Here is a 9,427-nt window from a genome sequence, read left to right as displayed (position 1 = left end):
AGGAACATTTTAAAATGGCAAAAGAAAAATTTGACCGTTCTAAACCCCACGTAAACATTGGTACGATCGGACACGTTGACCATGGTAAAACTACACTTACAGCTGCTATCACAACTGTATTATCTAAAAAAGGTTTGGCACAAGCTTCTGCTTACGACCAAATCGATGGTGCTCCAGAAGAACGCGAACGCGGAATCACTATCTCAACTGCTCACGTTGAGTATGAAACTGAAGCTCGCCACTACGCTCACGTAGACTGCCCAGGACACGCGGACTATGTTAAAAACATGATCACTGGTGCTGCGCAAATGGACGGTGCGATCTTAGTAGTATCTGCTGCTGACGGTCCTATGCCTCAAACTCGTGAACACATCTTGTTATCACGTAACGTTGGCGTACCATACATCGTTGTTTTCTTGAACAAAATGGATATGGTTGATGACGAAGAATTGCTAGAATTAGTTGAAATGGAAGTTCGTGACCTATTGTCTGAATATGACTTCCCAGGCGACGATGTTCCTGTAATCGCTGGTTCTGCTTTGAAAGCTCTTGAAGGAGATCCTTCATACGAAGAAAAAATCATGGAATTGATGGCTGCAGTTGACGAATACGTTCCAACTCCAGAACGTGATACTGACAAACCATTCATGATGCCAGTCGAAGACGTATTCTCAATCACTGGACGTGGTACTGTTGCTACAGGCCGTGTTGAACGTGGACAAGTTCGCGTTGGTGATGAAGTAGAAATCGTTGGTATTGCTGACGAAACTGCTAAAACAACTGTAACAGGTGTTGAAATGTTCCGTAAATTGTTAGACTATGCTGAAGCAGGGGATAACATTGGTGCATTGCTACGTGGGGTTGCTCGTGAAGACATCCAACGTGGACAAGTATTGGCTAAAGCTGGTACAATCACACCTCATACAAAATTCAAAGCTGAAGTTTATGTTTTGACAAAAGAAGAAGGTGGACGTCACACTCCATTCTTCACTAACTACCGTCCTCAGTTCTACTTCCGTACAACTGACGTAACTGGTGTTGTTGAATTGCCAGAAGGAACTGAAATGGTTATGCCTGGCGATAACGTAACAATCGACGTTGAATTAATCCACCCAATCGCTATCGAAGACGGAACTCGTTTCTCAATTCGTGAAGGCGGACGTACTGTTGGTTCAGGCGTTGTAACTGAAATCAAAGCTTAATTGACTTGATGAATGCAAAAAGCAGAAGCGCTAGCGCTTCTGCTTTTTTTGCTTGAAAATTTTTATTTGATCAATTTTTGATCTTTTAGAAACTGATCAAAGCCTTGGTCAGGGACACGGCCGTAGAAATTGGCGAATTTTTCGGACCAAGGCATTGTTTCTCTCGCTTCACCGAAGGCGGTCATGATTTGGTCATAGTCTTCGATCGCTTGATAGGAATAATCCTGGTATTTGTTGTAATGGATTACCGCCTCTTGAGGCAAGCGAGGTTTGAGAGCCATATCTACAATTGGTTTGCCAATACTTAATCCAGCCACAGGGTAAACGTATTCTGGCAGTTCGAGCAATTCGGCGATCGCTTTGCTGTCTTTGCGGACACTGCCGGAAATAACTGTTCCTAGACCAAGAGATTCCGCAGCAATGGCAGCTGACTGTAAAGCGATACTAGCATCGGTTGTTGCGATCAACAATGGTTGTAAACCTTCATCAACCAGATAAGGTGTTTGTTTTTTCTCAGCAACTTTCTTGGTGCGGTTTAAATCAGCCAAGAAAAGTAAGAAGATAGAACTTTCAGCGATATGAGGATTACCTGGATTCCAAGTAACCAGCTGTTGTCGAAGTGAACGATCATCGATCACGAGAATGGAATAAGCTTGCCCGTTCATCCAGCTAGGTGCTTGTCGTGCAGCAGATAAAATTGCTTCTAACTGCTCCTTTGATAATTGATAGTTGCTATCGAATTGGCGATAAGTGCGGTGGTTGGTTAATAGATCAATTGTTTCATTCATACAGATGCTCCTTTAATTGTGTTGTGATTTTTCTGAATTGCTGACAAAACAAGTCTAGTTGATTTTCCGAAAGTCGTGTATAGTTCAGACGAAATCCGTTTGTATCATTGCTGAAGAGAAAGGCTGGGGCAACTAGACAATCATTTTTTAAGAAAAGTGTCCAGTCTCTCCGTTTCAGTGGGGCGTGTTGCCATTGCAGCCAGAGGTATAGTCCCCCAGTGGTCTGTTGGAATGCCCAATCCTCAGAAAAAGCGTCCAGTCGCTGAATCAAGGCATGTTGCTTTTGAGCCATCTTTTTTAGCAAGTCCTGTTGTTGTTGAGGGTACTCCATGGAACGGAGAGCAAGATTAGCTAACAGTTGAGGAAAAATCGTTGTCTCGATAGACATCCTTTTTTTAGCTTGAGCAAATTGATCCGCCAATGCTTCAGGAGCTAATAACCAGCCGATTTTGATAGAAGACCCAAAGAGTTTTGATAAAGATCCGAGATAAATGACCGAATCTGGTGCTAGTGCCTTAAATTTTTCGGGTTGCGGCGTAAAGGCTAACTCACTAAAGATATCATCTTCTATGATCGGTACTTGATACCTCTGGCAAATAGCGATAATTTCTTTGCGGCGGCCAAGGCTCATGGTACGACCGGTGGGATTTTGGAATGTCGGATTTAAATAAACAAATTTGATTTTCTGCTCTTTCAATGCTTGTTCTAAGTCTTTCGGTCGCATCCCTTCTTCGTCCTGTTTGATTCCGAGAACGCGGACATTCATTGTTGTAAATAAGGGCAATGAAAACAAAAAGGAAGGATCTTCCGTAAGAATACTATCACCTGAAGTCAACAAAACTTGCATAAGCAGTGTGATACCTTGCGTGGAGCCAGAAGTGATCACGAGTTTTTGTCCAGATAAGGGGATTCCGAAATCTTCCGTCAAGTGCCGCATCAAGACTTCTTGCAATGGTGGGTAGCCGGCTGGGGTGCTTTGCAGGCTTTCGTTGCGGATCATCTCCCAAGTAAAGGCAGGAAATTGGAAATCAGGAAGCAGTTCTTGTGGCAGATCACCTGTATAAAGGTCGAGAATTTGGTCTTTTGTGCGCAATCGCTGAATCTCTTCAACAAAGGGGTCTTGCTGTAAGTAGGGACTAGATAGAGACGAGCGGAGATAAGATAGAGGGGTCTGACGGTTGCCCCATCGACCTTCAGAGACTTGTGTGCCGCTGCCTCGTTTGCGCGTGATCCATCCTAAACTCCGAAGCTCATCCAGTGCCTTGACGATCGTTGAACGGTTGACCCCGAATTGAGTGGCTAGTTTTCGTTCGGCGGGCAACTGTTCACCAGGTGTGTAATCGCCATTTTGGATGGCCTCGATAAAGTAAGTGACGATTTGCTGATAGAGTGGTTGCTTCTTCTGTTTATCGATTTGCCTATCGGTCATTAGAGCCCTCCTTTTTTTATTGGATGGTATAAAAATAAGCCAATTGGCTGTTTTCGTCAAGGGGACCATTGGTTATACTGAATAAAAGGAGTCGATAATAATGAAGAAAGTATTAACGATCGCCGGATCCGATTCAACAGGCGGCGCAGGAATTGAAGCTGATTTAAAGACCTTTCAAGAGTATGGTGTTTTTGGTTTTGCTTCGATTGCCTCGATCGTTACCATGGATCCGTCAATGGGATGGACCCACGAAGTGACAGCTATGGACACTTCTTTGGTCGAAAAACAATTGATTTCGGCTTTCACGGGGGAACCAATGGATGCCGTTAAGACAGGGATGTTGGGGAATGAAGCCAATATTGCGCAGGCTGCCAAGATGATCCAGCAACAACAAGTGAAACAGGTGGTGATCGATCCTGTTATTGCTTGTAAAGGGACCGCACATATTTTGCAGCCAAAGAGTGTGGATGCATTGATCGAATACTTGCTGCCTTTGGCGGATGTGGTGACACCTAACTTGATTGAAGCTGGAATTTTATCGGGGATGGGGGACTTAAAAGACCTTGTTGCTATGAAAGAAGCTGCGAAAAGGATTTATCATTTAGGCGCGAAGTGTGTCGTCGTCAAAGGAGGTCATCGGTTGCCAGGAGCGCAGGCAATTGACTTAGTTTATGATGGACACTCTTTTACTACTCTAGAAAGCCGGAGGATCGATACTGATTTCAACCATGGTGCAGGCTGTACGTTTTCTGCAGCCATTACTGCTGGATTAGCAAAAGGGCTGCCGTTACTAGAAAGCATTCGCTTGGCCAAAGACTTCGTCGTTGCGGCGATTCGACAAGGGGTTCTGATCAATCCTTATGTCGGTCACGTCTGGCACGGTGCTTATAATCATGCGGAAGAAAGGATGATACCACATGAATGATCACAGAATTCGAAGTATTGTCTTTGTGGCATTGTTTACAGCGTTGACAGTCATTGGTACGATGATCAAGATCCCATTGCCCACCGGCGCCTTTGTGCACTTGGGGAATGCCGTTCTTTTATTAGCAGTTTTATTATTAGGTTATGTGAAAGGCTCCCTTGCTGGGGGACTGGGCTTTGCGATTTTTGATTTGCTGAATGGGTATGCGACAGAGGCCCCTTATTTTATTTTGGAAAGTTTTATTGTGGGGGCTTTTGCATATGGTGCGTTTTTCTTATTTAAAAAACGTCCGCAAGCAATATGGCAGTTAGTGGTTATTGGGTCTGTTACTGGCTTGGCGAAACTTGCTATGACGCAAATCAAAAATACTGTTATGCTTTGGTATCTTGGCAGCAGCTGGTCAGGAGCTTGGTCGGCAGCGGTCATCAAATTGCCGGCAACAGTCATCAATGTAGTGGTCACGATTTTGATTGTCGCTATTGCTTATTTTCCGTTAAGAGCAGCAATCCAACGTGTGACTAAAGGATTAATCAACTAGTAGTAAATCGAGATGATTAGTGGTTTGAAGCGCTTTTTCTGGAGAATTATTCCGGAAGGAGCGCTTTTGCGTTAGTAGCTATGGTTGTTGGAAAAGCTTTTGCTTAGAGCAAGTCATTAGGCAAGGTTTTTGTTGTTTTCAAGAGAAAAGAAAGTTTTCTGAAAAAAACGCAAAAGAATCGTTTCTTTTCATTAAAAAAAGCTTGCAATCAGCGTTTATCCATAATATAATCATAAAGGTGCTGTTTACGTATATGCGTAAGTCACACTGGCAGCAAAGAAAAAACTGCCGGCTACGAAACGAGAGGTTGCGACACGCCCGGACGCTTTGCCATGGACGAGCGTGACGGAAATTTTCGTGGAGCTATGTCTACTTTTCAAAATAGGCGAAGGAGGGAAAACAATGGCAAAACAAAAAATTCGTATCCGTTTAAAAGCGTATGAACATCGTATTTTAGATCAATCAGCGGATAAAATCGTAGAAACTGCAAAAAGAACTGGAGCTGGCGTATCTGGTCCAATTCCATTGCCAACTGAACGCAGCTTGTACACGATCATCCGTGCGACACACAAATACAAAGATTCACGCGAACAATTCGAAATGCGTACACACAAACGTCTAATCGACATTGTGAATCCAACACCAAAAACAGTTGATGCTTTAATGAAGCTAGACTTGCCAAGCGGTGTAAATATTGAAATCAAACTATAATAATTAAGATGGAGGTGTAATCATGACCAAAGGAATCTTAGGGAAAAAAGTGGGAATGACTCAAATCTTCACTGAATCTGGCGAATTGATTCCAGTAACTGTAGTAGAAGCTACTCCAAACGTAGTGCTACAAGTGAAAACAATCGAAAATGACGGCTACGAAGCAATTCAAGTCGGCTACCAAGATATGCGTGAAGTTTTGTCTAACAAACCTGCGAAAGGTCATGTTGCAAAAGCAAACACGGCTCCTAAGCGCTTCATTCGCGAATTCAAGAATGTAGAGCTAGAGGGCTTAGAAGTAGGTTCAGAAATTAAAGTTGATATTTTTGAAGCAGGAGACATCATTGATGTAACCGGCACTTCGAAAGGTAAAGGATTCCAAGGCGTTATCAAACGTCACGGACAAAGCCGCGGACCAATGGCTCACGGTTCTCGTTATCACCGTCGTCCTGGATCAATGGGTCCAGTTGCACCTAACCGTGTATTCAAAAACAAACGTCTTGCTGGACGTATGGGCGGTAACCGCATCACGATCCAAAACTTGGAAATCGTGCGCGTAGACGCAGAACGTAACGTTATCTTGATTAAAGGTAATGTACCTGGCGCGAAAAAATCATTGATTACAATCAAATCAGCTGTGAAAGCTAAATAAGTAGATAGGAAGAAAGGAGGAACTAAGGAATGCCGAATGTAGCATTATTCAAACAAGATGGAAGCCAAAATGGCGAAATTACATTGAACGAAGAAATCTTCGGAATTGAACCAAATGAAACAGTTGTCTACGATGCAATCATCATGCAACGTGCTTCATTAAGACAAGGAACACACGCTGTGAAAAATCGCAGTGCCGTTCGTGGCGGTGGCCGTAAACCATGGCGCCAAAAAGGAACTGGTCGTGCTCGTCAAGGTTCAATCCGTTCACCACAATGGCGTGGAGGTGGCGTAGTCTTCGGACCAACACCACGTTCATACAGCTACAAACTTCCTAAAAAAGTTCGTCGCTTAGCAATGAAATCTGTATTGTCAGAAAAAGTTGCTTCAAATAACTTGGTAGCAGTAGAAGGGTTAAGCTTTGATGCACCAAAAACAAAAGAATTTAAACAAGTTTTAGCTAACTTGACTATTGACTCAAAAGTATTGGTAGTTTTAGAAACAGAAAACGACTTTGCTGCATTATCTGCACGCAACTTGCCATCTGTTTCAGTAGTAACTGCTGATAACGTGAGCGTATTGGATGTTGTTTCAGCAGATAAAATGTTGGTAACACAAACTGCTCTTACTCAGATCGAGGAGGTGCTTGCATAATGAACTTACTAGACGTCATAAAACGCCCAGTGATCACTGAGAAATCTATGCTTGCCATGGATGACAAGAAATATACTTTCGAAGTAGACACAAAAGCGAACAAAACTTTAGTAAAACAAGCTGTAGAAGCTGCCTTTGACGGAGTGAAAGTGGCTAACGTGAATATCATCAACGTACGCCCTAAATTCAAACGCATGGGTAAATATGCAGGATACACAAAAAAACGTCGCAAAGCTGTTGTGACTTTAACTGAAGATTCAAAAGAAATCCAAATTTTTGACGCTGCTGAATAAGCAGACCATATTTAAATACTAAATGGGAGGGAAAAAGACGTGGCGATTAAAAAGTACAAACCTACCACAAACGGCCGTCGTAATATGACAAGTTCTGATTTCGCTGAAATCACAACTTCAACACCAGAAAAAACATTGTTAGCGCCATTGAAAAACAATGCTGGTCGTAACAACAACGGACGTATCACGGTTCGTCATCAAGGTGGCGGTCACAAACGTCAATACCGTTTGATCGATTTCAAACGTAACAAAGACAATGTCGTTGCTACTGTTAAAACGATTGAATATGATCCAAACCGTTCTGCTAACATTGCGTTAGTACATTACGAGGATGGAGTAAAAGCATATATCTTAGCACCTAAAGGATTAGAAGTTGGCATGACTGTCGTTTCTGGACCAGATGCAGATATTAAAGTAGGGAACGCATTACCACTAGAAAATATTCCAGTTGGTACTGTTATCCACAACATCGAAATGAAACCAGGAAAAGGCGGACAATTGATCCGTTCAGCTGGTACAAGTGCACAAGTACTTGGTAAAGAAGGAAAATATGTATTGATCCGCTTGAACTCAGGCGAAGTACGTATGATCTTGGCAACATGCCGTGCAACAATTGGTTCTGTTGGTAACGAACAACATGAATTGATCAACATCGGTAAAGCCGGACGTTCTCGTTGGATGCGCAAACGCCCAACTGTACGTGGTAGCGTAATGAACCCTAATGATCACCCACACGGTGGTGGTGAAGGTAAAGCTCCAATCGGACGTAAAGCTCCAGTTTCACCTTGGGGACAACCAGCACTTGGTTACAAAACACGTAACAAGAAAGCTAAATCAGACAAACTTATCGTTCGTCGTCGCAAGACTAAATAATTTACTTGACCATGTGTCGCACATTTTGAGAGGAGGTACACCATGGGTCGTAGTTTGAAAAAAGGACCTTTTGTCGATGACCATTTGATGAAGAAGGTCGAAGCACAACAAGGCGCTGAAAAGAAAAAAGTGATCAAAACTTGGTCACGTCGTTCCACAATCTTCCCAAGTTTTATCGGATTTACAATTGCTGTGTATGATGGACGGAAACATGTACCAGTTTACATCCAAGAAGACATGGTAGGACACAAACTAGGTGAATTTGCACCAACAAGAACTTATCGCGGACACGCTGCCGACGATAAGAAAACAAGACGCTAATTTTGAGGGGAGGATATCCAAAAATGGCAGAACAAATCACATCAGCGAAAGCAACTGCTAAAACAGTCCGCGTTTCTCCTCGTAAATCACGTCTAGTTATTGATTTGATCAGAGGGAAAAGCGTTGCTGAAGCAATCGCGATCTTGAAGTTCACACCAAACAAAGCGGCTGGAATCATCGAGAAAGTCTTGATGTCAGCTATCGCTAATGCAGAAAACAATTTTGACTTAGATGTTGAAAACTTGATTGTTTCTGAAGCATTCGTCAACGAAGGACCAACAATGAAACGTTTCCGTCCACGTGCGAAAGGTTCAGCTTCTCCAATCAACAAACGTACAAGTCATATTACTGTAGTCGTATCAGAAAAATAAGGAGGGACAATCGGTGGGTCAAAAAGTACATCCAATTGGAATGCGTGTAGGCATCATCCGTGACTGGGATGCAAAATGGTATGCTGAAAAAGAGTATGCTGAATTTCTACATGAAGATTTGAAAATCCGTAAATTTATCGCATCTAAACTTGCTGATGCCGCTGTGTCAACAATTGAAATCGAGCGTGCAGCAAACCGCGTAAATATTTCAATCCACACAGCTAAACCAGGTATGGTTATCGGTAAAGGCGGATCTGAAGTCGAAAACCTAAGAAAAGAATTAAACAAATTAACTGGCAAACGAGTTCACATCAACATCGTTGAAATCAAAAAACCAGATTTAGATGCTAAATTAGTAGGCGAAGGAATCGCACGTCAATTAGAAAACCGTGTTGCTTTCCGTCGTGCGCAAAAACAAGCGATCCAACGCACAATGCGTTCTGGCGCTAAAGGAATCAAAACACAAGTATCTGGTCGTCTAAACGGAGCAGATATCGCTCGTTCAGAAGGCTATTCAGAAGGAACAGTTCCACTTCATACATTACGTGCGGATATTGATTACGCATGGGAAGAAGCAGATACAACATACGGAAAACTAGGAGTTAAAGTGTGGATTTATCGTGGAGAAATTCTTCCAACTAAAAAGAACACTGAGAAAGGAGGGAAATAAA

The 9,427-nt window shown here is 42.7% G+C and carries 13 protein-coding genes; 11 read left to right on the top strand and 2 right to left on the bottom strand.

Going from position 1 to position 9,427, the window contains the following annotated elements; translation table 11 throughout:
• Positions 1-14: 14 nt before the first annotated feature.
• On the top strand, positions 15-1,202 hold the full coding sequence (tuf, locus tag FE005_RS03195) for an elongation factor Tu (RefSeq protein WP_003127959.1): 1,188 nt from the start codon (positions 15-17) through the stop codon (positions 1,200-1,202).
• A gap of 62 nt (positions 1,203-1,264) precedes the next feature.
• On the opposite strand, the gene FE005_RS03190 is transcribed toward tuf, so the two are convergent.
• Both FE005_RS03190 and FE005_RS03185 read right to left on the bottom strand, forming a co-directional pair.
• Entirely contained in the window at positions 1,265-1,990 is a 726-nt protein-coding gene (locus FE005_RS03190; RefSeq protein WP_005470027.1) for a nitroreductase family protein, read from the bottom strand.
• Positions 1,983-3,419, bottom strand: coding sequence for a PLP-dependent aminotransferase family protein (locus FE005_RS03185; RefSeq protein ID WP_096710879.1), 1,437 nt, complete (start codon positions 3,417-3,419; stop codon positions 1,983-1,985). Before FE005_RS03185 ends, FE005_RS03190 begins: the two co-directional genes overlap by 8 nt.
• A 100-nt stretch (positions 3,420-3,519) precedes the next feature.
• Here FE005_RS03185 and thiD point away from each other — a divergent pair, with 100 nt between their 5' ends.
• The 10 genes from thiD (at position 3,520) to rpsC (ending at position 9,426) form a co-directional block, all read left to right on the top strand.
• Complete coding sequence (gene thiD / locus FE005_RS03180) at positions 3,520-4,344, top strand: bifunctional hydroxymethylpyrimidine kinase/phosphomethylpyrimidine kinase (RefSeq protein ID WP_003127963.1); 825 nt, start codon at positions 3,520-3,522, stop codon at positions 4,342-4,344.
• The gene (locus tag FE005_RS03175) at positions 4,337-4,882 is read left to right on the top strand and encodes an ECF transporter S component (protein WP_138371309.1); all 546 of its coding nucleotides are present in this window, start codon (positions 4,337-4,339) and stop codon (positions 4,880-4,882) included. Before thiD ends, FE005_RS03175 begins: the two co-directional genes overlap by 8 nt.
• 402 nt (positions 4,883-5,284) lie before the next feature.
• Positions 5,285-5,593 carry a 30S ribosomal protein S10 gene (gene rpsJ, locus FE005_RS03170; protein WP_003127966.1) on the top strand — a complete coding sequence of 103 codons (309 nt, stop codon included), beginning with the start codon at positions 5,285-5,287 and terminating at the stop codon, positions 5,591-5,593.
• Between the two features lie 22 nt (positions 5,594-5,615).
• Positions 5,616-6,245: a 50S ribosomal protein L3 gene (rplC, locus tag FE005_RS03165; protein WP_003127967.1), complete on the top strand. Its 630-nt coding sequence runs from the start codon at positions 5,616-5,618 to the stop codon at positions 6,243-6,245.
• Positions 6,246-6,274: 29 nt separating this feature from the next.
• The gene (gene rplD, locus FE005_RS03160; protein WP_003127968.1) at positions 6,275-6,898 is read left to right on the top strand and encodes a 50S ribosomal protein L4; all 624 of its coding nucleotides are present in this window, start codon (positions 6,275-6,277) and stop codon (positions 6,896-6,898) included.
• A complete protein-coding gene (locus FE005_RS03155; RefSeq protein WP_003127969.1) occupies positions 6,898-7,191 on the top strand; it encodes a 50S ribosomal protein L23 in 294 nt (97 codons plus the stop codon). The genes rplD and FE005_RS03155 overlap by 1 nt, the downstream gene beginning before the upstream one ends.
• 39 nt (positions 7,192-7,230) lie before the next feature.
• On the top strand, positions 7,231-8,064 hold the full coding sequence (gene rplB / locus FE005_RS03150) for a 50S ribosomal protein L2 (RefSeq protein ID WP_003127970.1): 834 nt from the start codon (positions 7,231-7,233) through the stop codon (positions 8,062-8,064).
• A gap of 42 nt (positions 8,065-8,106) precedes the next feature.
• Positions 8,107-8,385: a 30S ribosomal protein S19 gene (gene rpsS / locus FE005_RS03145; RefSeq protein ID WP_003127971.1), complete on the top strand. Its 279-nt coding sequence runs from the start codon at positions 8,107-8,109 to the stop codon at positions 8,383-8,385.
• A 23-nt stretch (positions 8,386-8,408) separates the two neighbouring features.
• Positions 8,409-8,756: a 50S ribosomal protein L22 gene (rplV, locus tag FE005_RS03140; protein ID WP_003127973.1), complete on the top strand. Its 348-nt coding sequence runs from the start codon at positions 8,409-8,411 to the stop codon at positions 8,754-8,756.
• Positions 8,757-8,769: 13 nt separating this feature from the next.
• On the top strand, positions 8,770-9,426 hold the full coding sequence (rpsC, locus tag FE005_RS03135) for a 30S ribosomal protein S3 (protein WP_003127974.1): 657 nt from the start codon (positions 8,770-8,772) through the stop codon (positions 9,424-9,426).
• The last annotated feature ends 1 nt before the right edge of the window (position 9,427 follow it).

Source organism: Enterococcus sp. M190262 (assembly GCF_005843965.1).
Classification (GTDB): domain Bacteria; phylum Bacillota; class Bacilli; order Lactobacillales; family Enterococcaceae; genus Enterococcus_D; species Enterococcus_D gallinarum.
The sequence above is the reverse complement of the archived record's forward strand: the minus strand, read 5'-3'. Positions and strand labels throughout refer to the sequence as shown.

What these genes read in the sequence shown, in the direction of transcription:
- rplV (WP_003127973.1), top strand. Translation starts at nt 8,409, where the DNA reads ATGGCAGAACAAATCACATCAGCGAAAGCAACTGCTAAAACAGTCCGC.
- rplC (WP_003127967.1), top strand. Translation starts at nt 5,616, where the DNA reads ATGACCAAAGGAATCTTAGGGAAAAAAGTGGGAATGACTCAAATCTTC.
- tuf (WP_003127959.1), top strand. Translation starts at nt 15, where the DNA reads ATGGCAAAAGAAAAATTTGACCGTTCTAAACCCCACGTAAACATTGGT.
- FE005_RS03185 (WP_096710879.1), bottom strand. Translation starts at nt 3,419, where the DNA reads ATGACCGATAGGCAAATCGATAAACAGAAGAAGCAACCACTCTATCAG.
- rplD (WP_003127968.1), top strand. Translation starts at nt 6,275, where the DNA reads ATGCCGAATGTAGCATTATTCAAACAAGATGGAAGCCAAAATGGCGAA.
- FE005_RS03190 (WP_005470027.1), bottom strand. Translation starts at nt 1,990, where the DNA reads ATGAATGAAACAATTGATCTATTAACCAACCACCGCACTTATCGCCAA.
- FE005_RS03155 (WP_003127969.1), top strand. Translation starts at nt 6,898, where the DNA reads ATGAACTTACTAGACGTCATAAAACGCCCAGTGATCACTGAGAAATCT.
- FE005_RS03175 (WP_138371309.1), top strand. Translation starts at nt 4,337, where the DNA reads ATGAATGATCACAGAATTCGAAGTATTGTCTTTGTGGCATTGTTTACA.
- thiD (WP_003127963.1), top strand. Translation starts at nt 3,520, where the DNA reads ATGAAGAAAGTATTAACGATCGCCGGATCCGATTCAACAGGCGGCGCA.
- rpsS (WP_003127971.1), top strand. Translation starts at nt 8,107, where the DNA reads ATGGGTCGTAGTTTGAAAAAAGGACCTTTTGTCGATGACCATTTGATG.
- rpsJ (WP_003127966.1), top strand. Translation starts at nt 5,285, where the DNA reads ATGGCAAAACAAAAAATTCGTATCCGTTTAAAAGCGTATGAACATCGT.